Below are 24,472 nucleotides of genomic sequence, written 5' to 3' on the forward strand. Positions count from 1 at the left end.
ACTTCTCTTTTTGCCAAGGTTTGTGTTATAATATGACCTAGGAAATCAGACGAGAGGTATTTATGACTTACGAACAAGAATTTTTAAAAGAATTTGAAGCTTGGGTAGATTCACAAATTACAGTTAATGAAATGGCTATGGAAGCCAGTCGTAAAATTGTGGAAGAAGATAAAGATGAACGCGCAGCTGATGCTTATATTCGTTATGAAAGTAAGTTAGATGCTTACCGTTATATCCAAGGCAAATTTGCTAATTATAAAGCCGGTAAAGGTTTCCACGAATTACCAGATAATCTTTTAGGGGAGAGAAATTACTAAAAATGGCAAAGAAAAAGAATCGTAAAAAAGAGTATTTATTGAAATTAAAACGCGCAGGTATCATCAAAACAGCTGCCACTTCAACTGTTAAAGCTGCTGCTAACGTTGTTTCAAAAGCAACTCTTAGTTTGGAAGAATTTTCAGCGATTTCTGCCGTAGAAGGCATCCGACCAAAACTTGTTGAAACACTTTACAACGAAGGAATCAAATCAGTATCAGATTTCCAAAAATTCACTGAAAAAGAAGTTTTGGCCTTTAAAGGAATTGGCCCAGCAACTGTTAATAAACTTAAAGAAAATGGCGTAGCTTTCAAAGCCTAAACCATTTGCGTTAGCTGACCAAATCTGTTAAAATAAAAACATTCAGAGGTGTCTTGAAGACCATTTGTTACAGAAAGCGGTGGCGCTGAGAAATCCGCACAAATGTCAGGACTAGTTGCTGAGTGTTGTAACTAAATATCAAAGTCGCGAGTGCTAGTCACTCGAATGTGGGTGGTACCGCGGATTTATACAAGTTCGTCCCTGTCGAAAGACAGGGGCGATTTTTTGTGCCAAGATGGAGGAATTGCCATGATTAAGATTTTAGGTCAAATTAAAGACAATAAACTTCCGGATGTAGAGACAGAACGTCTTTACTTGCGCCAGCGTTTGGTTTCAGACGCTAAGGATATTTTTGCTTATGCGAGCTTGCCAGAAGCGACTTGGCCAGCTGGATTTCCGCCTGCTAAGAGTGTAGCAGAAGAGGAAAATTACTTAGAGAACATTATGCCTAAGCGTTGGATTGACCAGAACATTCCAGCTGGATATGGTATCTGTTTCAAAGGCTCTAATAAAGTTATTGGTTCGGTTGATTTCAATCACCGTCATGCTGATGATGTTTTTGAAATGGGTTATCTTCTTCATCCAGATTATTGGGGACAAGGTATTATGTCAGAAGCTGCGCATGCGCTTTTAGAAGTTGGTTTTAATCTAGTAGGCCTCCATAAAATCGAAATTGAGTGTTATAGTTACAACAAAGCTAGCCAGCGTGTAGCTGAAAAACTTGGGTTTACTCTTGAATCAAAAATCCGTGACCGTAAAGATGCACAAGGAAAACGTTGTGATTTATTACGTTATGGATTGTTAAAAAGTGAATGGGAGGGGAGATGATGAATCTTGTTATTATTGGTGCACAAGCTTCAGGTAAGATGACGATTGGTCAAGAAATTGAAAAGATGACTGATATGACTTTGTTTCATAATCACGATAGCATTGATTTTGTTAGACGTTTTATGGAATACGGACCTATCTCAACTGAACTTATTCAGAAAATTAGAATGAATTTTTTTGAAGCTTTTGCTCAGAGCAATAAACCTCTTATTTTTACTGTTGTGATTGATTTTAATGATTCAAGTGATATTGATTTTTTGAGACAGATTCAAGATGTTTTTCACTCATTTAATAGAGAGGTCTTGTTTGTAGAACTTGAAACGGATTTAACTGAACGGCTTCGGCGTAATCGTACTGAGCATCGCTTGCAGTGCAAACCATTAAAACGTGATTTGGAATGGTCTGAAAATGATATTTTGTCAACGATGACATTTGCCCAATTTAATCCAGAGAAGTCACCAGAATTTCTTAAGTATTATTATAAAATCAATAATACCGAGCTATCCGCTCGTGAATCAGCACAGCTTATTTTACAAAAATTAAATGATATTGAAAAAATGTAGAAAGGACACATTATGTCAAAAGAACTTTCACCAAAATATAACCCAGCTGAAGTTGAAGCTGGGCGTTATCAAAAATGGTTAGATGAGGATGTTTTCAAGCCTTCAGGCGATAAGAAAGCACATCCGTATTCAATCGTTATTCCACCACCAAACGTAACTGGTAAACTTCACCTTGGTCACGCTTGGGATACAACTTTGCAAGATATTATTATCCGTCAAAAACGTATGCAAGGTTTTGATACTTTATGGCTTCCAGGTATGGACCACGCTGGTATCGCAACACAAGCAAAAGTTGAAGCACGTCTTGCTGAAGATGGTATCTCACGTTACGACCTTGGTCGTGAAAAATTCCTTGATAAAGTTTGGGAATGGAAAGATGAATACGCATCAACAATCAAACAACAATGGGGTAAAATGGGTATCTCTGTAGATTACTCACGTGAACGTTTCACCCTTGACGAAGGTTTGTCAAAAGCAGTTCGTAAAGTCTTTGTTCAACTTTACAAAAAAGGTTGGATTTACCGTGGTGAATTTATCATCAACTGGGATCCAAAAGCTCGTACAGCTCTTTCTGATATCGAAGTTATCCACAAAGATGTCGAAGGTGCATTCTACCACATGAACTACATGTTGGAAGATGGTTCACGTAGCCTTGAAGTGGCAACAACTCGTCCTGAAACAATGTTTGGTGACGTTGCCGTTGCGGTTAACCCAAATGACGACCGTTACAAAGATTTGATTGGTAAAAATGTTATCCTTCCAATCGTTAACAAAGCTATTCCAATCGTTGGTGACGAACACGCTGACCCAGAATTCGGTACTGGTGTGGTTAAAATCACTCCTGCACACGACCCTAACGACTTCCTAGTTGGTCAACGTCACAACTTGCCACAAATCAACGTTATGAACGGCGATGGTACAATGAACGAACTTGCTGGTGAATTTGCTGGTATGGATCGTTTTGAAGCACGTAAAGCTGTCGTTAAAAAATTGGAAGAAATCGGTGCGCTTGTTGAAATCGAAAAAATGGTTCACAGCGTTGGTCACTCAGAACGTACTGGTGTGCCAGTTGAACCTCGTTTGTCAACACAATGGTTCGTTAAAATGGATCAATTGGCTAAAAATGCCATTGCTAACCAAGACACTGATGACGAAGTGAAATTCTATCCACCACGTTTCAACGATACTTTCCTTCAATGGATGGAAAATGTTCACGACTGGGTTATTTCTCGTCAATTATGGTGGGGTCACCAAATCCCAGCATGGTACAATGCTGAAGGTGAAATGTACGTCGGTGAAGAAGCTCCAGAAGGTGACGGATGGACTCAAGACGAAGACGTTCTTGATACTTGGTTCAGTTCAGCTCTATGGCCATTCTCAACAATGGGTTGGCCTGACACAGAAGCAGAAGACTTCAAACGTTACTTCCCAACTTCAACATTGGTAACTGGTTATGATATCATCTTCTTCTGGGTATCACGTATGATTTTCCAATCATTGGAATTCACAGGACGTCGTCCATTTGAAAACGTGCTTATCCACGGTCTTATCCGTGACGAACAAGGACGTAAAATGTCTAAATCACTTGGTAACGGTATTGACCCAATGGACGTTATCGAAAAATACGGTGCTGACGCCCTTCGTTGGTTCTTGTCAAATGGTTCTGCACCAGGTCAAGACGTTCGTTTCTCTTACGAAAAAATGGATGCTGCTTGGAACTTCATTAACAAAATCTGGAACATTTCTCGTTACATTTTGATGAACAATGAAGATCTTACACTTGAACAAGCTAGCGCTAATGTTGAAAAAGTTGCTGCTGGTACAGCTGGTAACGTTACTGACCGTTGGATCCTTCACAACTTGAATGAAACAATCGGAAAAGTCACTGAAAACTTTGATAAATTTGAATTCGGTGTGGCTGGTCACATTCTTTACAACTTCATCTGGGATGAATTTGCTGACTGGTACGTTGAGTTGACTAAAGAAGTTCTTTACAGCGACAATGAAGACGAAAAAGTTATCACTCGTTCAGTTCTTCTTTACACACTTGATAAAATCCTTCGTTTGCTTCACCCAATCATGCCATTCGTAACTGAAGAAATCTTTGAACAAATTTCTGAAGGTTCAATCGTAACAGCTGAATACCCAACTGTTAACCCAGCATTTAAAAATGAAGCTGCGCACAAAGGTGTTGAAAGTCTTAAAGACCTTATCCGTGCCGTTCGTAACGCACGTAGCGAAGTGAACGTTGCACCAAGCAAACCAATCACACTTCTTGTTAAGACAAGCGACAAAGAATTGGAAGACTTCTTTAACAGCAATGTGAACTACATCAAACGTTTCACAAACCCTGAAAAACTTGAAATTTCTTCTGATATCGAAGCTCCAGAATTGGCAATGTCTAGCGTTATCACTGGTGCTGAAATCTTCTTGCCACTTGCTGACCTTCTTAACGTTGAAGAAGAATTGGCACGTCTTGACAAAGAACTTGCTAAATGGCAAAAAGAATTGGACATGGTTGCTCGCAAACTTGGTAACGAAAAATTCGTCGCTAACGCTAAACCAGAAGTTGTCCAAAAAGAACGTGATAAACAAGTTGACTACCAAGCTAAATACGACGCAACTGTTGCTCGTATTGAAGACATGAAAAAATTGGTGAAATAAGTTTAAGGTTTTTGAAAGAAAAAATTAAGATTGCCTTAAGTAAGGACAACTATACTATAAACAATCCTAGTTAACTTTCTTTTTCATAGATACCTACTTTTCAAAGAGTATCACAATCAAAAAGCACTTCAACCAATCGGTTGAGGTGTTTTTTTTGTTATAAAAATAGTCAGGAGTTATTTGTTTTTTCGAATAATATGTTAGAGGGAAAATAATTGCTTATATCTAAATAAAGTGTTACGATATCTATACAATAGTAAAGGGTGTGATGCAAGTGAGTACAATTACTGTTCGTGTAGATGATGATTTAAAAAAGGAAGCAGCTGCTTTATACAAGGATTTAGGGATGGATATGTCTACGGCAATTACTGTTTTTTTGAAGCAGAGTGTTAAGACTCAAAGTATCCCATTTCAAATTAAACGTTACAATGAAACGACAGAAAAAGCATTTCGTGAAGCTGAACAGGGTCAAGTAAAATCTTTTGATTCAGTAGATGAGCTTTTTGAGGACTTGAATCATTGAAAATTGAGCGAACAAATCAATTTTTAAAAGATTTTAAACGCTTAAAGAAAAAACATTATGATATGACAAAATTGAGAGAGGTTATTAATTTAATTGTAGATGGTAAAAAGGAGACTTTGTATCATAGGTATAAAAATCACTATTTACAAGGAAAGTATAAATCTTATCAAGAATGCCATATAGAACCTGATTGGCTTTTGATTTATAAAATTAATGATAAATGCTTGACTCTAGTTTTAACGAGGACGGGTTCACATGATGACTTATTTAGATAGAATTAATTTCCTTAGCATCGAATATTTTCGATGCTTTTTTGTTACCAAAAGAGAAGTATATTAATATACTTCTCTTCGAATTTAAAAATAAAATAAATCTTCAAATTTTTTATCTAGAGCAATGCATAAAAGTAAAGCTAATTTAGCTGTTGGGCTAAATTGCCCAGTTTCGATTGAACTTATGGTATTTCTAGAAACACCAATTAGTTTTGCAAGTGCTGCTTGTGATAAATTTTGCTCAAGTCGAGCTTGTTTAAGGTTGTTTTTTAATTCAAGTTTTTCAGTCATTTGTCAGTATCCTATAAAAAAATAAATTGTAGAAATTAGCGCAATAATAAACATAACAATTGCTATAAATAAGTCTTCTCTATTTTTTAGTTTAGTGTAACGATATGTTAATGTTGCACAGACAGAAGCACAAACCGTAGCTGTTAAATCAGTTATAGGAAATCCATGAAGAGATTTAACGAAGCTAAAAATGCCAGCCACAATAACCATAACCAGATATGACCACATCATTGATTTATCTTTTACTTGTAATTCCATATCATCCATTTTTTCATTTTGAGCCATTTTTAAAATATCTTCTTTGTTCATAGTATTCACCTCTTGCCAAGTTTTGTTGTCAAATTAATTTTAGTCCTGCCAAGTAAACTTGTCAAACTAAAAGTAATGATTATAAAGAAAAATTTGTTATAATGATGATATATTTCTACTTGAAGGAGTTCCTATGTCATTTGAATCGGATATTTTTAGAAAAAAACGTGTGGTGTTTGAACGCTTGGTGGCGTTTGGATTTGAAAAATCTGAGGCTGGTTATGACTATACGAAGCTGATTTTGAATGGCGATTTTGAAGTGCGAGTTCATGTTTCACTGGATGGTCAGGTGTCAGCAAGGGTGATTGATACCGATTTAAATGAAGAGTATCTTGCTCTTCATGTGACTGGTGCGAGTGGCAGTTTTATTGGGAAGGTTCGTGAAGCTTATCAAGACGTTCTTGAAAGAGTGGCTGAAGCTTGCTTTGAAGCTCTGCCATTTGCTAGTGACCAAATGAATCGTCTTGCAAATCACCTAAAGGCTACTTATGGCGATGATTTTGACCATCCTTTTGAAAAATATCCTGAGTTCTCTTCTTTTCGCTATCCTGAAAATCAGAAGTGGTATGGTCTTGTGATGACGCTTGCGCGTGGCAAATTAGACCTTGGTGAGGAGCAGTGGTCGCAAGAAGAGCTAGACGAGAAAGTTGAAATCATCAATATCAAGGTTGACAAAGAAGCTCTGCCAGAACTGCTTGCGACAAAAGGGATCTATCCCTCTTATCATATGAATAAAAAATCTTGGGTGACGCTGGTTTTCGATGACGCTTTGTCTGATGAGCAGTTATTTTCTTTGGTGGAAAATAGCAGAGCTTTGGTCGCTGGAAAGCAATTAGGAAGTTTATCTGGGCCTGATTATTGGCTAATTCCAGCCAATCCTAAGTACTATGACATTGATGCTGAGTTTGTAGAAAGTAAGACTATTTTATGGACGCAGAAAGCGAGCCTTAAAAAAGGTGATTTTGTGGCGATTTATATCACTGCACCGACGAAAGCAGTTCGTTATTTTTGTCAGGTCTTAGAAGTTGATTTGCCAAATGATGCTTATCGAGATGAACACTCCATTAAAAAATTAATGAAGATTCAGCTACTCCACACTTTTTCTGATGAGCAAGTGACGTTTGATACCTTAAAACTTTGTGGTGTCAGAGCAGTTCGTGGCCCGCGTCGTATGACAAAAGAATTAATTGAAAAAATTGATTCACTCAGAAATAAATAGATAAGCCGTGCCGTTAGGTGCGGTTTTTTGAAAATAAAATTGAAAGAATATTGCAAAAATAGTTTTTGAAGAGTATACTATCTAACAATCGGGAGGTGCTTATGAGAAAAATTGAGCGGAAAAACACAAATTTTCTAGTAGCGAGTAGTACGATTTCAAGAATCGGTGATACCTTATTTGATTATGTCAATAATTCTTTTCTTGCAAGTGTGAACATGAACTCCATGTTTTTAGTAGGAGTTTATCAGGCTCTTGAAAATATCATCGGAGCAGTGTTTAACTTATTTGGAGGAGTGATAGCAGACCGTTTTCGTCGCAAGAAAATTATCATTCTGACTGATTTTTTGAGTGGCGTTATTTGTATTTTTCTTTCTTTTGTGACCAGTCAAGCTTGGTTGATGTATGCCATCATTCTTGCTAATGCGGTCTTGGCGCTTTTGTCAGTATTTGCAACACCAGCTTACAATGCATTTACTAAAGAGATTGTAGAAAAAGATGAGATTACTTTGGTGAATTCCTATCTTCAAACGTCGACGACTCTTGTAAAAATCATTGTTCCTGTGCTTTCTGTAGGCATTTATAAATGGATTGGCATTCATGGTGCGCTTCTGTTAGATGGTGTTTCATTTTTATTTTCGGCTATTATAATTGCATTGATTCAGCCGATTTTAGAAGAGACAAGGAAAACTGATGATTTTTCAGCTAGGTTAATCATTGATGACTTGGTTAGTGGTTTTAGGTATGTTGCTAGAAATCGTCAGCTTTATCTGATGATTGCTCTTTCTGCAGGGGTTAATTTTTTCATGGCTGGCTACAGTTTGTTACTACCTTATAGTAATCAAATGTTCCCTAAAATTTCTGAGAATGTTTATGCAACTTTTTTGACTGCAGAAGCACTTGGAGGTCTTATCGGTGCTGTGATTAGTGGAAGGATTTCCCGCAAACTCTCAACTAGTCAATTGATGCTGTTGTTAGTTACTTTCGGGTGTTTTGTTGCGGCTGCTCCTATTTTTTATATTATCAGACCGAGCATTTTTCTTTTGGCTTTGTCTCCAATTGGCTCAGGGATTTTTATGACCTTATTTAACATTCATTCGTTTTCTTTAATTCAAAAAGAAGTGGCAAGTGATTACTTAGGGCGCGTGCTAGGCATTATTTTTACGGTAGCCATTTTATTTATGCCGTTAGGGACAACTCTTTTTACGATTTTATTACGACCTGATAATCCTTTAAATTTCTTATTTATTGGACTTGCTGTTATTGCGCTTGCACTTGTTTTCTTGCAGTTTTTACGCAACGAAAAACAAGCGTTATAAATTGTCTTTATCGCTAAAAAATTTTAAAAAGATTAGAAAATATCTTTTTATTTTTATGGATTTTCAAGGTGAAATCTTATTTTTGAAAATTAATGTTCTAATATGAAAACTTTATTTCATTGAATAAGCATGATGTTGTCAGCTTTTCTAACATAAAATTCAAAAATATTGCGAAAATTTGCAAAAAAGTGTTTATTTTTTCAAGGCATAGGTGTATAATATCTCTATCGTTGTAAAGCGATCATGAAATACAAAGTTTTATTATTATTGTTCGTTATGATTTTGGTATTTCAATTAAAAAAATTTTTAAAGGAGGAGCATATGAAGAAAAGCTTTATTCATCAACAGCAGGAGATTTCTTTTGTCAAGAATACTTTTACTCAATATTTGATTGATAAACTTGACATTGTTGAAGTGCAAGGACCTATTCTTAGCCAGGTCGGGGATGGTATGCAAGATAATTTGAACGGCGTTGAACACCCTGTATCTGTGCACGTCAAACGTATTCCTGATGCTGAATATGAAGTTGTTCATTCACTTGCTAAGTGGAAACGTCATACCTTAGCACGTTTCGGCTTTAATGAAGGAGAAGGGCTTTTCGTACATATGAAAGCTCTTCGCCCTGATGAAGATGATTTGGATCCTATCCATTCTATTTATGTTGACCAATGGGACTGGGAAAAAGTTATTCCAAATGGTCGTCGTAATATCGAATACTTGAAAGAAACAGTTGAACAAGTTTACAAAGCTATTCGCTTGACTGAATTAGCAGTTGAAGCTCGCTTTGATATTGAAGCTGTTTTGCCTAAGAAAATCACTTTTATCCACACTGAAGAATTGGTAGAACGCTATCCAGATTTGACACCAAAAGAACGTGAAAATGCAGTTGCCAAAGAGTTTGGTGCAGTGTTCTTGATTGGTATTGGTGGCATTTTGCCAAATGGTGAACGTCATGATGGTCGTGCACCTGACTACGATGACTGGACTTCTGAATCTGAAAATGGTTACCATGGTCTAAATGGTGATATCATTGTTTGGAATGATGTTCTTGGCTCTGCATTCGAATTATCTTCAATGGGAATCCGTGTTGATGAAGAAGCTCTTAAACGCCAAGTCAAAATTACTGGTGACGAAGATCGCTTGCAATTAGAATGGCATAAAGCTCTTCTTAATGGACTCTTCCCACTCACAATTGGTGGTGGTATTGGTCAATCACGTATGGCAATGTTCTTGCTTCGTAAAAAACATATCGGAGAAGTTCAATCAAGCGTTTGGCCAAAAGAAGTTCGTGATTCTTACGAAAACATTCTTTAATGAAAGAAACTTTGTTTTAAGGACAAAAAAGTCGACTGGAGTTCAGTCGGCTTTTTAAATATTCAAAAGCTGAGATAATGTTATCTCAGCTTGCCATTATTTATCTTTACCATTGTAATCCAGCCTCGGCTATTTCAGCTTTAGAAGCATATTGACCGTTAGATCTATGCCATCTACCACGATAGTCTTTGGTATAACCACCGGCAGATTGTTGATTTGCTTGTTCTTGGGCTTGTCTAGCAGCCTCTTCAGCAGCAGCTTGTTCTTGAGCTTGACGTGCTGCTTCGGCTTCCTGTGCTTTTCTAGCTTCTTCAGCTTGACGTGCTGCCTCAGCTTCCCTAGCTTCAATTGCTGAAACAACGGCGTTGATACGGTTATCAAAGGCATCTTTTTTACTTGAATCAGAAACAGCGTTGACTTTATTTTTAGCATCATCAACATTTTCTCGAGTTTGATTTGCTTCTAAGTTTGCAACAGCAGCCTCAGCAGTAGTTTGTGCTGCTTGTTCTTGTTTTTTAGCCTCTATTACAGCTTTTACAGAGGCGATGCGTTTTTTCAGCGCTTTTTTAGTCTTTTTATTTTTGACGACTTTAACTTTTTTATTTGCTAAATCGAGATTTTCCTGAGTTTGTTCTTTTTCAAGTTTTTTAACCGCTTTTTTAGCAGCTTTGGTTGTTTTGTCTTCGTTTTTACTTTTTAATTTAGTATCAGCTAAGACAACATGGCTATTTCCAAATGATGCCGGTGTTAAAAATTCTTGATTTTGGGATGTCCCCAAAAGAAGGGCTGCTATTAATAACAGGGCAAGTTTTAGTTTCTTTTTCATTGTATCCTCCAGAAAAAAACTTTGAAACATAAAAGCTTTATTAACAGTAAAATAATACCACTTTGGAATATTTCTGTAAATCATTTTTTAGAAATCGCTTTCTAAAAAGTGATAAAAAAATGCTAGAAAAATTCTAGCAAATTAGATGAATTATTCAAATTTACAGCGTGTGTATCCTGCTGCAATAGCATTTGATAGTGTAGTTGGTGTGGTACTGTTTGAACGATTAAGACCACGGCAATAAGGACTTAGGTGGTAACGATGACCAGTATTTGTGATATAAACAGTAGTTGCATCACCTTGTTGTGCAGCGGCTGCAGCTTGTTCTTGAGCTTGACGTGCCGCTTCGGCTTCCTGTGCTTTTCTAGCTTCTTCAGCCTGACGTGCCGCCTCAGATTCCCTTGCTTCAATTGCTGAAACAACGGTGTTGATACGGTTATTAAAGGCATCTTTTTTACTTGAATCAGATACAGCGTTGACTTTATTTTTAGCATCATCAACATTTTCTCGTTTTTGATCGGTTTCAAGTTTTTTAACCGCAGTTTCAGCTGCATTGATAGCTTCTTGCTGCTTTTTAGCCTCGATAGCTGTTTTTACGGTAGTGATTCGTTTTTGAAATTTTTCTTTAACTTTTGAATCGCTAACAGCATTGACTTTTTTTGTCGCTGCGTCAAGATTTTCTTGAGTTTGGTTGTTTTCAAGTTTTGTGACAGCTGCCTCGGCTTCGTCTTCGATAGCTTTTACTTTTTGATATTCTTTTTTACCAAGCTCAATGTATTTAGCATTTTCTTCTTTGAAATCGCTAAGTTCATCTTGGCTATCAATTAAATCTGATTTTGTATTATCAATTTCATGATTGAGTTGCTCAATTTTTGCTTCAGCTTGAGTAAGTTCATGATTTTTTGTTCCTTGTGCAGAGAAACTACCAATCAATAAGACTGACAAGATAGTAAGGGCGACATTTTTCTTGTCTTTAAAGAATTTTTTAAAATCCATCATAACTCCTTTATCCTAAAAAACTTTGATATTTAAAATTATCTTAATTATCATATCAAATCTCAATTTTTGTGTAAACCTTATCAATAATTTTTTAAGGCAATTTACTTGAAATTTGCTATAATGGTTGTTATGAGAGTTGTAGCAGGGAAATTTGGTGGGCGTCCTTTGAAGACGCTCGATGGTAAGATTACTCGCCCAACGACTGATAAAGTTAAGGGTGCTATTTTTAGTATGATTGGTCCATTCTTTGATGGTGGACGTGTTTTGGATTTGTTTTCTGGTAGCGGTAGCTTAGCTATTGAAGCTGTCTCACGCGGGATGGATGAAGCGGTTATGGTGGAACGTAATCGTCAAGCGCAAGCTATTATTACAGAAAATATCAAAATGACCAAGTCTGAAAAACAGTTTCATTTGATGAAAATGGATGCCAATAAAGCTTTAGGTGTCGTTAGTGGCAAATTTGACTTGGTGCTTTTGGATCCACCTTACGCTAAGGAAGAAATCGTAAAAAATATCACGACAATGGAAGAAAAAGGACTCTTGTCTGAAGATGTTATCATTGTCTGTGAGACGGATAAATCAGTGGATTTGCCTGAAGAGATTTTAAGCTTTGGCATTTGGAAGCAAAAGACATATGGAATCAGTAAGGTGACGGTTTACATCAGATAGAAAGTATCATGATATCCTTGATGGAGGTAATATGGCAAAAATTGGTTTGGTGACAGGGTCTTTTGATCCGGTGACAAATGGGCATCTTGATATTATCGTTCGCGCAAGTAAACTTTTTGACACGCTCTACGTGGGAATTTTGTACAATCAAAATAAATCTGGTCTGTTTACGATTGCTGAGAGAAAGCAGATGATAGAAGAGGCTGTTGCAAACTTTTCAAATGTGAAAGTGGTAACGGCACAAGATTCTTTAGCTGTTGATGTAGCAAGAGAACTTCATGCTGGATACTTGGTTCGCGGAATTCGTGATGCTAAAGATTTTGAGTATGAGGCTAGCATGGACTTTTTCAATCATCATTTGGCTAATGATATTGAGAGTGTTTATTTGCTCACTGCACCAGATTGGCGTTATGTTTCATCAAGTCGTGTGCGTGAATTGATGCATTTTCATGCTGATATTTCAGCTTTTGTTCCAGAAAGTGTTGTCAAAAAAGTGGAGGAAAAATATGACAATCTTAAACGCATTTAAAGGGATTTTGAAAAAGATAGGTCGTATTTTGTATCGCTTAAAATGGTGGATTTTAGGTATTGTTGGCACTGCTTTTATTATTTTCAGCCTTTTTTGCCCACTTGGTTATTATGTTGAAATGCCTGGCGGTGCTTATGATGTTCGCAGTGTTTTAACGGTTAATAATAAAGCTGATAAAGAAGATGGCTCTTATAATTTTGTAGCTGTTGGGGTTAGTCAAGCGACGCTTGCTCAGTTGGTTTATGCTTGGTTGACGCCGCACACTGAAATTACAACTGAAGCAGCAACGACTGGTGGTTACAGCAACGCAGACTATATGCGCATTAACCAATATTATATGGAAACTTCTCAAAATACAGCGACCTATCAAGCACTAACTTTGGCAGGAAAGAATGTTAGTTTGGATTATCAAGGTGTTTATGTTTTGAATGTTGATAAACATTCGACTTTCAAAGGTCTGTTGCACCTTGCTGATACTGTGACAGGAGTTAACGGTAAAACTTTCAATAGTTCTGCAGAATTAATGGCTTATGTTGCTGATTTAGATTTGGGTTCTGATGTGACTGTCCAAGAGACTTCTAACGGTAAGAGTAAAGAAGTTTCTGGGAAAATCATTGAATTGCCAAATGGTAAAAATGGAATTGGTATCGGACTAGTCGACCATACAGAAGTTTCATCAGACGTTGATGTTGATTTTGAAACGAGCGGTTTTGGCGGACCAAGTGCTGGTTTGATGTTCACTCTAGATATTTACGACCAAGTCAATAATGAAGATTTGAGAAAAGGTCGTAAGATTGCTGGTACTGGTACGATTAATTCGGATGGTTCAGTTGGTGATATTGGCGGTGCTGGGTTAAAAGTAGTGTCAGCTGCTAAGGCTGGTGCGGATATTTTCTTTGTACCGAATAACCCTGTGGATGAGGAAACGAAAAAAGAAAATCCAGATGCTAAGACTAACTATCAAGAAGCAAAAGAAGCTGCAAAAGATTTAGATACTGACATGAAGATTGTTCCTGTGACAACTGTTCAGGAAGCAATTGATTATTTGCGTAGCACAGATTAAATTAAAATATCATCCCTTCAACTTGGTGGGGTGATTTTTTTATGCTAGTTAATTTTTTCTTAAGATTTATAGGTTACAATGTTCTAGAATAAAGTAAGAATAGATTGGAGGAGCACATGACAAACTGGCAGAAGCGATTGATAATCGGTTTTAACTTTGCGGTACTGTTCATTTTTTTAGATGTTAGTCTGCTAATTTTTGTTAGGTCTGTTAACAGTCACGGGATTTATCAGACTGCCGAAATGAAATGGCTGACATTTTCAGTTTGGGTGCTCTGCTATTCTTTGTTCTGGATGATTCAAGGAATGTTTTACTTGATAATAAAATATATGATGCTTGTTCGAAAACATCAGAAAAGTTAGACGGCTGGTCTAGCTTTTTTTGTTGGCAAAATTTGTAAAATGACTGAAATATCATTATTTATGTAGAAAATGCTATAATGATTCTATGACAGAAAAGCTAACGATTTTGCACTTAAATGACTTGCATTCTCACTTTGAGAGCTATCCAAAAATTAAGCGATATCTTCAAGAATTTCCTAAGTCTGACGAAGAAGTGATTCGGGTTGATGTGGGAGATAATATTGACCGCTGGCATCCGATGACTGATATTACTAAAGGGTACTTTAATGTTCAGTTGATGAATGAGCTTAAGATTGATTTTGCGACGATTGGTAATAACGAAGGAATTGGTTTAGCTAAAAATTGGTTAAATCACGTTTACCAAGACGCTGATTTCAAAGTTATTTTAGGCAATCTAGAAGATGAAAAAGGACGTCCAAATTGGGCTGAGCCATATCAGATTTATGAGACAAAAGCTGGGACAAGGATTGCTTTTTTAGCTTATACTTTTCCGTATTATTTGACTTATAAGCCTGGTGGATGGACGGTCCTTGACCCGATGGCATGCTTGAAACGTGATGTTGAGATTCCAGAGGTGAAAAATGCAGACTTTCGTATTTTGTTAAGCCATCTTGGATTACCAATAGATGAGAAGATTACTGCAGCTGTTCCAGAGATTGATTTAATTATTGGTGCGCATACGCATCATGTTTTTGAGGATGGCGCGTGCCTTAATGGGACTTATATGGCTGCCGCAGGAAAATACGGACAGTTTGTCGGCGAGATTAATTTGACTTTTGAAAATCACGAATTGGAAGATATTACGATTCATGCCCATGAAACGAGTCATATGGCAAGTAAGCCTGGCGATAAAGAATGGATAGAAAAAGTCGTTTCAGATGGTCGCAGTCTTTTAAGAAAAGAAAGTGTCAAAGAATTTGATACTGAGTTGACTTTGGAGCAATCTTGTCAACTAGTCATGGATGCCATGAAAGATTATGCGAGAGCTGATGTTGCCATGATTAACTCAGGTTTGGTGGTTGAGGCATTTGGTAGAGAAGTGACAAAGGATACGCTCCATCATTCTCTTCCACACCAAATGCGCTTGGCAAGGCTAGAAGTAACGACATCTGAGCTTGAGGAGATTTGTCAGGATGTTTGTTCACAAGCAGAATTGTTAGCAAAACAGCAGATACGCGGAATGGGATTTCGTGGGAAAGAATTTGGGACCGTTTTAACGAGCGGCTTTGATTACAAAAATGGAAAAATAGTGTATAATGAAAAGGTTACGAATAAAAAGGATACTGTCAGTCTCATCTTGGTTGATCAATATTACTTTGCACGCTATTTTGAAAGTATCAAATCACATCAAGCAGAGCTGCTTTTTCCTGAATTGCTTCGAGAACTGGTAGAAGACTACCTCAAACATAAAGAATAAGTTTTAAGATGAATGAAGAGAGGAGACCGATGAGAAAAGATATCTCTCCTGAAATGTTTAATTACAATAAATTCCCTGGTCCACAGTTTGTGGCATTTTCTGACCGAGTTAAAAGTGATGATATTGAATTTTTGATTTTAGAAAATAAAAAAGATGCTTTTGATGTGACTGTTTTCAGTCAACGTTTTTCTGATATTCTACTAAAATATGATTACATCGTCGGAGATTGGGGAAATGAGCAATTACGTCTAAAAGGTTTTTACAAAGATGACCGAGATGTTAAAAAAGCTAATCGTATCTCACGTTTAGATGATTATCTTAAAGAATATTGTAACTTTGGCTGTGCTTATTTTGTACTTGAAAATCAAGAACCTCGTCCAGTTAAGTCTGAAGAGGAAAAGCAGTCAAGACGTCATAAATCGCAAAAACGTTCATCTGGTAAGAAAAAATCAGACCGCTCAGCTAATCAGCATTTTACCAGCCAAAAACGCAAAGAAAGCAAAGGTCGTAGCGAGCGTCATCAAAAACGTGAACAACAAAAAGAAATACAATCGGCAAAACAATTTGTCATTCGCCGCAAAGAGAAATAGGAAGGAACTAATTTTACAGAATGCAAACAGAAACTAAGGACATTAAGCCCTCTATTTATGGATTAACACGTGATGAATTGATTGAATGGGCAATCGAACACGGTGAAAAGAAATTCCGCGCAACACAAATTTGGGATTGGCTTTACCGCAAACGTGTCCAATCTTTTGAAGAAATGACAAACATTTCAAAAGATTTCATCGCTATTTTGAATGAAAATTTCTGCGTCAATCCATTGAAACAACGTGTTGTCCAAGAAGCATCAGATGGTACTGTCAAATACTTGTTTGAATTGCCTGATGGTATGTTGATTGAAACAGTTTTGATGCGTCAACACTATGGCTTGTCAGTCTGTGTAACATCACAAGTTGGTTGTAACATGGGATGTTCATTCTGTGCTAGTGGTTTGATTAAAAAACAACGTGATTTGACAAGTGGTGAAATTACTTCACAAATCATGATGGTACAAAAATATTTCGATGAACGTGGTCAAGATGAGCGCGTGAGTCACGTCGTTGTTATGGGGATTGGTGAACCATTTGATAACTACGACAACGTGCTTCGTTTCGTACGTACAATCAATAATGATAATGGTCTTGCTATCGGTGCACGTCACATCACAATTTCAACATCAGGTTTGGCACACAAAATCCGTGAATTTGCTCACGAAAGCCTGCAAGTTAACCTTGCGGTATCACTTCACGCACCAAACAATGAACTTCGTTCACAAATCATGCGTGTTAACCGTTCATTCCCGCTTGAAAAACTTTTTGCTGCGATTGAATATTACGTTGAAACAACTAATCGTCGTGTGACATTTGAGTATATCATGTTAAATGACGTTAATGATTCACCAGAAAATGCACAAGAATTGGCTGATTTGACGAAAAAAATTCGCAAATTGTCATACATTAACTTGATTCCATACAACCCAGTTTCTGAGCACGACCAATACAGTCGTTCAAGCAAAGAACACGTTGCTGCTTTCTACGATGTTCTTAAGAAAAATGGTGTAAACTGTGTGGTTCGTCAAGAGCACGGAACTGATATTGATGCGGCTTGTGGTCAATTGCGTTCAAATACAATGAAACGTGACCGCCAAAAAGCAGCAAAAGCAAAATAAAAAGAGAAAAATGAAAAAGCTATTTGATGAAGAGTTTGAATTAACAAGTTTTGGGCGTAAGGTGACAAAGGTTTTGGTAGCAATGTACATTATTGCTATCTGTTTCTTGTGCTTTAGCCCACAGCCTTTCAAGATTGAAGGGGTTGAGACGCCAAATATCATCTCTTATGGTCGATTGCGTCTCTTACTGGTTCCTTTTAATAGTTTTATTGGGATTGAAAAGCTGGATAGCGGTTTAGAAATTTTTTGGGTTTTCGCACAAAATGTCACTAATATGTTTCTTATTTTTCCATTGATGCTGGGAGTGATTTGCCTTTATCCTAGTCTTCGTAATTGGAAAAAAGCTTGGCTTGCAGCGTTTGGAGTAAGTTTGACCATTGAAACAACTCAGTTGATTGTTGACTTGCTTTATAATGCTAATAGGGTCTTTGAAATTGATGACCTTTGGACCAACTCATTGGGTGGCTTGTTAGCTCTTTGGCTGTATAGCGTTTTTCGTAAAAAATATCAAAAACAATAAAAAGAGGTTGGGTAAATCCCCAGCCTTTTGTTTTTTCCTAGATAAGACGTTTAACTTGACTTAGAGTTTACTTTAAGGTATATAATATCAGCTAGAAAGTAGGTTTTCATGAAAATTATAAAAGAACTCTGGTGGTTTTTTAAGCTGGAGAAAAAACGATACATTGTAGGAATTCTGGCTCTTATTTTAGTAGCCGTTTTAAATCTTATTCCTCCAAAAGTCATGGGAAATGTGATTGACCATGTGACAAGCAGCGAGTTAACGCAACACGAGCTTCTTTTGAGCTTGTTTTATTTGATTTTGTCAGCTCTTGCGATGTATGCTTTGCGTTATATTTGGCGTATGTATATCTTAGGAACTTCTTACAGACTTGGTCAAATTATGCGTTTTCGACTTTTTGAGCATTTTACAAAAATGTCGCCTAGTTTTTATCAAAAACATCGTACAGGTGATTTGATGGCGCATGCTACAAATGATATTAACTCGCTAACGCGTCTTGCAGGTGGTGGTGTGATGTCCGCTGTTGATGCTTCAATTACAGCTTTGGTGACATTGGTGACAATGGCTTTTAGCATTTCATGGCAGATGACTTTGATTGCTGTGATTCCTTTGCCTTTTATGGCGTATGCTACAAGCTGTCTTGGTCGCAAAACTCATCAGGCATTTGGAAAATCTCAAGCAGCCTTTTCAGAATTGAACAACAAAGTTCAAGAATCAGTGTCTGGTATTAAGGTCATCAAATCTTTTGGTTACCAAGAAGATGAACTTCAATCTTTTCAAGATATTAATAACATGACTTTTAAGAAAAATATGACAACAATGAAGTATGATGTCATGTTTGACCCATTGGTTTTGTTATTTATCGGAGCTAGTTATGTTTTGTCTCTTTTGATGGGAGCTGTTATGGTGTCTGATGGTCAGGTGACTGTCGGAAATTTGGTAACTTTTATCACATATCTTGATATGTTGGTTTGGCCATTGATGGCGATTGGATTTCTTTTTAACATGATTCAACGTGGGACAGTGTCTTATGAGCGAATCAGTCATTTATTAAAAGAACAATCTGATGTCAAAGAGTCTGAAAATCCTCTTTCAGAAATAAAAAATGGAACATTGGTTTATGATATTGATGCTTTCCATTATGATAATGAACAAACTTTATCTGATATCCACTTTGCTTTGAAACAAGGTCAAACTTTGGGCTTAGTTGGTCAGACTGGTTCTGGAAAGACGACTTTACTTCGTTTGCTTTTACGTGAATATGATTTGCAAGATGGTCAGATTACGCTTGATGGTCATGACATCAAAGATTATAAGTTGTCCGATTTACGTCAGTTGATTGGTTATGTGCCACAAGACCAGTTCTTATTTGCGACAAGTATTTTAGATAATATTCGTTTTGGAAATCCTGATGCTAAGTTAGAAGAAGTCGAAGCAGCGACTAAGCTCTCTCGAGTATATGATGACATTGTAGCCATGCCAGATGGGTTTAAGACCTTGATTGGTGAGAAGGGTGTGAGTCTTTCTGGTGGGCAAAAACAAAGGATTGCGATGAGTCGAGCTATGATTTTAAATCCTGAGATTTTGATTTTGGATGATTCTTTGTCAGCTGTGGATGCAAAGACTGAGCATGCCATTATTGAAAATCTGAAAGAAACTCGAAAAGATAAATCAACGATTATTACAGCCCACCGTTTGAGTGCAGTTGAGCATGCTGATTTGATTTTGGTCATGCAAGATGGAAAAATTATTGAACGTGGTCGTCATGAGGATTTGATTGAACAGGGGGGATGGTATGCTGACACCTATGAAGCTCAGCAATTAGAAATGGAAGGAGATAGTGATGAAGAATAATGCAAATCAGTGGCGTGTTTTTAAACGTCTTATGAGCTATCTCAAGCCATATAAGTTTTTAACCGCACTTGCTCTGGGGCTTTTGCTTTTGACGACAGTTGTCAAAAGTTTGATTCCTTTAGTAGCATCTTACTTTATTGACCATTTTTTGACAGATATGAACCAAACAGCTATGTTGATTCTGCTTGGCTATTATCTGATGTATGTCGTGCAGACAATTATTCAATATTTTGGGAATTTCTTTTTTGCGCGTGTGTCGTACAGCATTGTCAGAGATATTAGGCGTGATGCTTTTGCCAACATGGAAAAACTAGGAATGTCTTATTTTGATAAGACTCCAGCCGGCTCTATCGTATCTCGTATTACAAATGATACCGAAGCGATTAGTGACATGTTTTCTGGGCTTTTGTCTAGTTTCATTTCAGCTATTTTTGTTTTTACCGTGACGCTTTTTACAATGCTAAAACTAAATGCTGTGCTGACAGCTTGGGTGTCTCTCTTTTTGCCATTTATCTTTATTTTAGTCAACCTTTATCGTAAAAAATCAGTTAAAGTTATTGCAAAGACGCGTGCACTTTTATCTGACATTAACAGCAAGTTGTCTGAAAGTATTGAAGGGATTCGCATTATTCAAGCTTTTGGACAAGAAGAACGTTTGAAAGGTGAATTTGAAGAGATTAACCAAGAGCATGTTCAGTATGCCAATCGTTCGATTGCTTTGGATAGTATTTTCCTACGCCCAGCTATGTCACTGTTGAAGTTGCTAGCTTATGCGATTTTGATGGCTTATTTTGGATTTCGTGGTATGGAAGTTGGCATTTCAGCAGGGCTAATGTACGCTTTCATCCAATACGTCAATCGTTTGTTTGACCCACTTATCGAGGTAACACAGAATTTTTCAACTTTGCAAACCTCAATGGTTTCAGCTGGTCGTGTTTTTGATTTGATTGATGAGAAGCAATATGAGCCTGAACAGGTCGGTGTCCAAAAAGAAGTGCCATTTGGCAATATTGAATTTAAAAATGTGAGCTTTTCTTATGACGGCAAACGTCAGATTTTAGATGATATTTCATTTAAGGTAAATCAAGGTGAGACGATTGCATTTGTCGGGTCGACTGGTTCTGGAAAGTCATCAATCATTAATGTCTTCATGCGTTTTTATGAGTTTCAGTCAGGGCAAGTGCTCTTGGACGGTGTGGATATTCGTAAGTATTCTAAGGAAGCTTTGCGCAAGCATATCGGTCTTGTCTTGCAAGAACCTTTCTTATATCATGGTACGATTAAATCAAATATTAAAATGTATCAAGATATTTCTGATGAAACTGTTCAGTCAGCAGCTAAGTTCGTTGACGCGGATCAATTTATCCAAAAACTGCCTGAAAAATACGATACCAAAGTTACTGAGCGTGGCTCAAGTTTCTCAACAGGACAACGTCAATTGCTTGCTTTTGCGCGAACTGTAGCGAGTCAGCCAAAGATTCTGATTCTTGATGAAGCAACAGCAAATATCGATTCTGAGACAGAAAATATTGTCCAAGAGTCATTGAAGAAAATGCGCCAAGGCCGAACAACTATCGCGATTGCTCACCGCTTATCAACCATTCAAGATGCGGATTGCATTTATGTTTTGGACAAAGGTAAGATTATTGAGTCAGGAAATCACGAGAAATTGCTCAGTCAAAAAGGCACATACTATCGCATGTATCAATTACAAGCTGGTATGATGGAAAATTAATAGAATTAAATAAACCAATCTGTGAAAACAGGTTGGTTTTTTGTTATTTAAAACATGACAAAAGTCATGTGATGTCATGACATTATGAGCTAAAAACATTATCTTCTTTTTCATAAAATAAAGTCATTACAGAGGAGAAATACGGAGAGAATAAAATGATAACAGTTGAGAATGTGTCTAAAACGATTAAAGGAAAAACAATTTTAAGTAATATTTCATTTGAAATTGCTACAGGGGATTGCTTAGCTCTGATTGGTCCAAATGGTGCTGGAAAAACAACATTAATGTCATGTCTTTTAGGAGATTTGAAAATCAGTAAAGGAAGTATTTTACTTAATAATCTGTCGCCACGCAACCGTCATTTAAAAGAAATGATTGCAGTATTACCACAAGAAAATGTCTTACCACAAAAATTGAAAGTGTGTGAGTTAATTGATTTTTTCAAGTCTGTTGCAGCAATCCCATTATCAGATCGAGAAATTAATCAAATGTTGCTATTTAGCGATGAGCAAAAAGAACAGTTGACAGAAAAATTATCTGGTGGTCAAAAACGTTTGTTACAATTTGTTTTATGTTTAATTAGTCAGCCTAAAATTCTTTTTTTAGATGAACCAACGGCAGCGATGGATACGTCAACACGTCAGCATTTTTGGAAAATTATCCAAAATTTGAAAGAAAAGGGTGTAACGATTTTTTATTCGAGTCATTACATTGAGGAAGTGGAGCACACGGCAGAACGCATTTTGGTCTTGCACCGCGGAAAATTGTTGCGTGATACGACACCCTTTGCCATGCGAGAAGCTGAACATGAAAAACAATTAACTTTATCCAAAATATTTTTACCGATTGTGGAAAAATTATCAGATATTAACAATATTGAAGTGAAAAATGACACAGTGACTTTTATGACTAAAGAAATTGATAGTGTCTGGCAGAAATTACAGGAGCAAGGTTGTCAGATTACAGATATTGAAATTCAAAATAAAAGTTTATTAAACACACTATTTGAGCAGACTGAGGAGATGGAAAAATGATTGCTTTATTAAAAATTGAGTGGATTAAAACAATGCGTACTTGGATGACTTTTGTCTTGTCCATAGGATTGCCAGTTTTCTTTTTCTTACTTTTCTCTAGCATGGAGTTTTCATCAAACTCTCAAGAGCAAAAAGCTTATATTACAAGTTATATGCTAACTATGACGGCTTTCTCTATGTCAAGTTTTGGCTTTTTCACTTTTCCAGCCATGCTTGTAGAAGATAAGGCAAATCACTGGGTAACTTATATTGAACACTCGCTTGTCCCAATCTGGCAGTATTATTTATCAAAAGTGTTTCGGGTTATATTTTGTTTCTCACTTTCTATTTTTTTGACATTTTCATGTGGTGCATTTTTTCGTGATGTGACAATGCCGATTAATCGTTGGTTAGGAGCAGCATTCTTCTTACTTTTATCGAGTCTTTTATTCCTAGCATGTGGTTTATTGATTTCACAACTTAAGTCCCAACAATTAATGACGCTCATTGGAAATATTGCTTTTCTTGGTTTGGCTATTCTAGGTGGTTCATGGATGCCGATTGAAACTTTTCCAGGCTGGATACAGACTATTTCAAAATTAACACCAACTTATCATGTTAATCAACTAGTTACACAATTTGTGCAAAACAATCAATTTGCATGGCAGTCCTTGATTATCATACTCAGCTATGCCATAATAATAGCAGCCTTAGCGCTTATGATAAAGAATAAAACCGAGGTTAAATGATGCTCAAAAGAGTTAGAAAAATTCATCCTTTATTTTATTTGCCCTTAGCCTTTTTGGCTTTTCCTATTTTGGGTGTTTTCTTTTTAGGTTATCCAGTTTGGACGTTAGGAATAACAATTGCATTTTTGATTGGTTATTTATTTCTTGTTAATTATGAAAAGAACATATTTACCAATGTTGTTTGGGTTCTTATGTTGTTATACATCATTTACATGACACTTTGTGTGGATGGTGGTATGATGTGGTTTACTTTTTACTTTAACAGTTTATTAGTTTTTCGCTTTCAGGACAATTATCGGTCATTCCGATTTACTTCTTATAACTTAGCCATGTTTTTTATGATGACTATTGGGGTAATTCAAGCGGAAGATATTATGACTCGTGTGATGATTATTCTGGTTCCAGTTGTCAATTACGCTATTTTATTGCATTGGGTATATGCTAGAAATGCGGAAGCACAAGAAAAAGCTATTATGGAAAAGAATCGCACGATTAATTTGTTACTAGCTGAAAATGAGCGAAATCGTATTGGACGAGACTTGCATGATACCTTGGGACATGTTTTTGCGGCTATGACTTTAAAAACCGAGTTGGCAATCAAGCAATTGGAGAAGGGAAAGTACGACCTTGTTAAAAAGCAATTGGAAGAATTGAATCAAGCCAGTCGTTCTTCTATGCATGACGTTAGAAATATTATCAATAATCTTAAATTTAGAACTTTAGAGGAAGAGATTGATCAGCTAGAGCAGTTTTTTGCCATGACTGATATCGATTATCACTTAAAAAACGATTTAAATTTATCTGCTATAGCACCTGTAATGCAGTCAACACTTTGCATGATTTTGCGAGAATTAAGCAATAATGTCATCAAGCATAGTCAAGCAAATAAGTGTCGACTTCATTTATTTGAAAAAGACGATAAAATAGCTGTTGAGATAGAAGATAATGGTGTCGGTTTTGAAAAACTTTCTGGACATGAATTGCAATCTATTCGTGACCGATTGCTTTTAGTAAAGGGAAACATTACGATATTATCGCCAAGAAAGCCTACAATCATTCGGGTTGAGGTCGGGTTAAAGGAGAATTAGG

Annotated in this window: 27 protein-coding genes; 23 read left to right on the plus strand and 4 right to left on the minus strand. The window is 36.7% G+C overall.

Annotated elements, in window-relative coordinates; genetic code table 11:
• The first annotated feature begins 62 nt into the window (after positions 1–62).
• From ACN0NP_RS07195 to ACN0NP_RS07225, 7 genes are all read left to right on the plus strand, one after another.
• The gene (locus ACN0NP_RS07195; protein ID WP_004230643.1) at positions 63–317 is read left to right on the plus strand and encodes a DUF1912 family protein; all 255 of its coding nucleotides are present in this window, start codon (positions 63–65) and stop codon (positions 315–317) included.
• 2 nt (positions 318–319) lie between these two features.
• The gene (locus ACN0NP_RS07200) at positions 320–637 is read left to right on the plus strand and encodes a helix-hairpin-helix domain-containing protein (RefSeq protein ID WP_004230644.1); all 318 of its coding nucleotides are present in this window, start codon (positions 320–322) and stop codon (positions 635–637) included.
• Positions 638–886: 249 nt separating this feature from the next.
• Positions 887–1,465: a GNAT family N-acetyltransferase gene (locus tag ACN0NP_RS07205; RefSeq protein ID WP_423217037.1), complete on the plus strand. Its 579-nt coding sequence runs from the start codon at positions 887–889 to the stop codon at positions 1,463–1,465.
• The gene (locus tag ACN0NP_RS07210) at positions 1,465–2,028 is read left to right on the plus strand and encodes a shikimate kinase (protein WP_423217674.1); all 564 of its coding nucleotides are present in this window, start codon (positions 1,465–1,467) and stop codon (positions 2,026–2,028) included. Before ACN0NP_RS07205 ends, ACN0NP_RS07210 begins: the two co-directional genes overlap by 1 nt.
• A gap of 12 nt (positions 2,029–2,040) precedes the next feature.
• Positions 2,041–4,692, plus strand: a complete 2,652-nt coding sequence (locus tag ACN0NP_RS07215; RefSeq protein WP_423217038.1) for a valine--tRNA ligase — start codon at positions 2,041–2,043, stop codon at positions 4,690–4,692.
• Between the two features lie 268 nt (positions 4,693–4,960).
• A complete protein-coding gene (locus tag ACN0NP_RS07220; protein WP_081350225.1) occupies positions 4,961–5,215 on the plus strand; it encodes a type II toxin-antitoxin system RelB/DinJ family antitoxin in 255 nt (84 codons plus the stop codon).
• Positions 5,212–5,490: a type II toxin-antitoxin system YafQ family toxin gene (locus ACN0NP_RS07225; RefSeq protein ID WP_074479708.1), complete on the plus strand. Its 279-nt coding sequence runs from the start codon at positions 5,212–5,214 to the stop codon at positions 5,488–5,490. Before ACN0NP_RS07220 ends, ACN0NP_RS07225 begins: the two co-directional genes overlap by 4 nt.
• 81 nt (positions 5,491–5,571) lie before the next feature.
• On the opposite strand, the gene ACN0NP_RS07230 is transcribed toward ACN0NP_RS07225, so the two are convergent.
• The gene (locus tag ACN0NP_RS07230; RefSeq protein WP_252525455.1) at positions 5,572–5,778 is read right to left on the minus strand and encodes a helix-turn-helix transcriptional regulator; all 207 of its coding nucleotides are present in this window, start codon (positions 5,776–5,778) and stop codon (positions 5,572–5,574) included.
• A 3-nt stretch (positions 5,779–5,781) separates the two neighbouring features.
• Positions 5,782–6,087, minus strand: a complete 306-nt coding sequence (locus tag ACN0NP_RS07235) for a DUF6442 family protein (protein WP_423217039.1) — start codon at positions 6,085–6,087, stop codon at positions 5,782–5,784.
• Between the two features lie 133 nt (positions 6,088–6,220).
• Here ACN0NP_RS07235 and ACN0NP_RS07240 point away from each other — a divergent pair, with 133 nt between their 5' ends.
• The 3 genes from ACN0NP_RS07240 (at position 6,221) to asnA (ending at position 9,936) form a co-directional block, all read left to right on the plus strand.
• Positions 6,221–7,306, plus strand: coding sequence for an MmcQ/YjbR family DNA-binding protein (locus ACN0NP_RS07240; protein ID WP_423217040.1), 1,086 nt, complete (start codon positions 6,221–6,223; stop codon positions 7,304–7,306).
• Positions 7,307–7,407: 101 nt separating this feature from the next.
• On the plus strand, positions 7,408–8,622 hold the full coding sequence (locus ACN0NP_RS07245) for an MFS transporter (protein ID WP_423217041.1): 1,215 nt from the start codon (positions 7,408–7,410) through the stop codon (positions 8,620–8,622).
• A 321-nt stretch (positions 8,623–8,943) separates the two neighbouring features.
• Positions 8,944–9,936, plus strand: a complete 993-nt coding sequence (gene asnA, locus ACN0NP_RS07250; protein ID WP_021141821.1) for an aspartate--ammonia ligase — start codon at positions 8,944–8,946, stop codon at positions 9,934–9,936.
• 106 nt (positions 9,937–10,042) lie between these two features.
• Here the strand turns inward: asnA and ACN0NP_RS07255 are convergent, their stop codons facing one another.
• Positions 10,043–10,762, minus strand: coding sequence for a hypothetical protein (locus ACN0NP_RS07255; protein WP_423217042.1), 720 nt, complete (start codon positions 10,760–10,762; stop codon positions 10,043–10,045).
• A gap of 150 nt (positions 10,763–10,912) precedes the next feature.
• The gene (locus ACN0NP_RS07260) at positions 10,913–11,758 is read right to left on the minus strand and encodes a hypothetical protein (RefSeq protein ID WP_423217675.1); all 846 of its coding nucleotides are present in this window, start codon (positions 11,756–11,758) and stop codon (positions 10,913–10,915) included.
• Between the two features lie 132 nt (positions 11,759–11,890).
• On the opposite strand from ACN0NP_RS07260, the gene rsmD reads away from it, so the two are divergent.
• The 13 genes from rsmD (at position 11,891) to ACN0NP_RS07325 (ending at position 24,471) form a co-directional block, all read left to right on the plus strand.
• Entirely contained in the window at positions 11,891–12,430 is a 540-nt protein-coding gene (rsmD, locus tag ACN0NP_RS07265) for a 16S rRNA (guanine(966)-N(2))-methyltransferase RsmD (protein WP_033153640.1), read from the plus strand.
• 31 nt (positions 12,431–12,461) lie between these two features.
• A complete protein-coding gene (gene coaD / locus ACN0NP_RS07270) occupies positions 12,462–12,959 on the plus strand; it encodes a pantetheine-phosphate adenylyltransferase (protein WP_074863808.1) in 498 nt (165 codons plus the stop codon).
• Positions 12,937–14,022 (plus strand): SepM family pheromone-processing serine protease, encoded by a 1,086-nt coding sequence (locus ACN0NP_RS07275; RefSeq protein ID WP_423217043.1) that lies wholly within the window; start codon positions 12,937–12,939, stop codon positions 14,020–14,022. Before coaD ends, ACN0NP_RS07275 begins: the two co-directional genes overlap by 23 nt.
• 116 nt (positions 14,023–14,138) lie before the next feature.
• Complete coding sequence (locus ACN0NP_RS07280; RefSeq protein ID WP_045798163.1) at positions 14,139–14,384, plus strand: DUF3923 family protein; 246 nt, start codon at positions 14,139–14,141, stop codon at positions 14,382–14,384.
• Positions 14,385–14,469: 85 nt separating this feature from the next.
• Positions 14,470–15,801, plus strand: coding sequence for a bifunctional metallophosphatase/5'-nucleotidase (locus tag ACN0NP_RS07285; RefSeq protein WP_423217044.1), 1,332 nt, complete (start codon positions 14,470–14,472; stop codon positions 15,799–15,801).
• Between the two features lie 29 nt (positions 15,802–15,830).
• The gene (locus tag ACN0NP_RS07290) at positions 15,831–16,391 is read left to right on the plus strand and encodes a YutD family protein (RefSeq protein WP_423217045.1); all 561 of its coding nucleotides are present in this window, start codon (positions 15,831–15,833) and stop codon (positions 16,389–16,391) included.
• Positions 16,392–16,411: 20 nt separating this feature from the next.
• Complete coding sequence (gene rlmN / locus ACN0NP_RS07295; protein WP_021141827.1) at positions 16,412–17,512, plus strand: 23S rRNA (adenine(2503)-C(2))-methyltransferase RlmN; 1,101 nt, start codon at positions 16,412–16,414, stop codon at positions 17,510–17,512.
• A gap of 10 nt (positions 17,513–17,522) precedes the next feature.
• Complete coding sequence (locus ACN0NP_RS07300) at positions 17,523–18,032, plus strand: VanZ family protein (RefSeq protein ID WP_074629809.1); 510 nt, start codon at positions 17,523–17,525, stop codon at positions 18,030–18,032.
• A gap of 108 nt (positions 18,033–18,140) precedes the next feature.
• Positions 18,141–19,886 (plus strand): ABC transporter ATP-binding protein, encoded by a 1,746-nt coding sequence (locus ACN0NP_RS07305; RefSeq protein WP_423217046.1) that lies wholly within the window; start codon positions 18,141–18,143, stop codon positions 19,884–19,886.
• Positions 19,876–21,621: an ABC transporter ATP-binding protein gene (locus tag ACN0NP_RS07310; protein WP_423217047.1), complete on the plus strand. Its 1,746-nt coding sequence runs from the start codon at positions 19,876–19,878 to the stop codon at positions 21,619–21,621. The genes ACN0NP_RS07305 and ACN0NP_RS07310 overlap by 11 nt, the downstream gene beginning before the upstream one ends.
• 155 nt (positions 21,622–21,776) lie before the next feature.
• The gene (locus ACN0NP_RS07315) at positions 21,777–22,655 is read left to right on the plus strand and encodes an ABC transporter ATP-binding protein (protein WP_134774994.1); all 879 of its coding nucleotides are present in this window, start codon (positions 21,777–21,779) and stop codon (positions 22,653–22,655) included.
• Positions 22,652–23,383, plus strand: coding sequence for an ABC transporter permease (locus ACN0NP_RS07320; protein WP_141347854.1), 732 nt, complete (start codon positions 22,652–22,654; stop codon positions 23,381–23,383). Before ACN0NP_RS07315 ends, ACN0NP_RS07320 begins: the two co-directional genes overlap by 4 nt.
• Positions 23,380–24,471 carry a sensor histidine kinase gene (locus tag ACN0NP_RS07325; RefSeq protein ID WP_423217048.1) on the plus strand — a complete coding sequence of 364 codons (1,092 nt, stop codon included), beginning with the start codon at positions 23,380–23,382 and terminating at the stop codon, positions 24,469–24,471. The genes ACN0NP_RS07320 and ACN0NP_RS07325 overlap by 4 nt, the downstream gene beginning before the upstream one ends.
• Position 24,472 lies beyond the last annotated feature (1 nt).

This window comes from Streptococcus equinus, assembly GCF_049393805.1.
GTDB lineage: Bacteria > Bacillota > Bacilli > Lactobacillales > Streptococcaceae > Streptococcus > Streptococcus equinus.